This is a genomic window from Corallococcus praedator, from assembly GCF_003612125.1.
GTDB classification, from domain to species: domain Bacteria; phylum Myxococcota; class Myxococcia; order Myxococcales; family Myxococcaceae; genus Corallococcus; species Corallococcus praedator.
Window position 1 is genome coordinate 1 of sequence record NZ_RAWI01000965.1, and the last position, 459, is coordinate 459.

At 72.3% G+C, this 459-nt stretch carries 1 pseudogene; it reads left to right on the plus strand.

Annotated features, from left to right (window positions below):
- Window positions 1–334, plus strand: a pseudogene (locus D7Y13_RS46350) (hypothetical protein); the annotation flags it as partial.
- Between the last annotated feature and the right edge of the window lie 125 nt (window positions 335–459).

The following is a 459-nucleotide window of genomic DNA, read 5'->3' on the forward strand; positions in this document are numbered from 1 at the left end:
CTCCGGGAGCGGCGGTCCGCGTGCCCGGGCGTGGATCCCCGCGGCGGTGGGTGGGGTGTTGCTGGTGGGCGGTGGGGTCTCCTACTTCCAGGCCCGGAGCGAGCGGTCCCGGTTGCGGAACGACGACGCGAGCCTGACCTCCTCCGCGGACGTGGACCGGAGCGTGTCGCGAGGAAAGACCTTCCAGACGGTGGGGTGGGTGCTCGCGGGCGCGGGCGTGGCGGGACTGGGCCTGTCCGCGGGCATGTACCTGCTGGGCTCTTCCGAGGCACCCGGGACGCTGGCGCTGGGCACGGATGGGACGTCTGCCTTTGTCTCCGGGAGGTGGCCGTGAGCGTGTTCCTGCGATGCGTGGTGCTGGTGGGCGGGCTGCTGTGCGGGCTCACGGGGTGCATCGACTTCGACCAGGAGGGGCGTGAGTTCTGCCTGCGCAACCCGGAGCGGTGCGGTGCCCAGGAT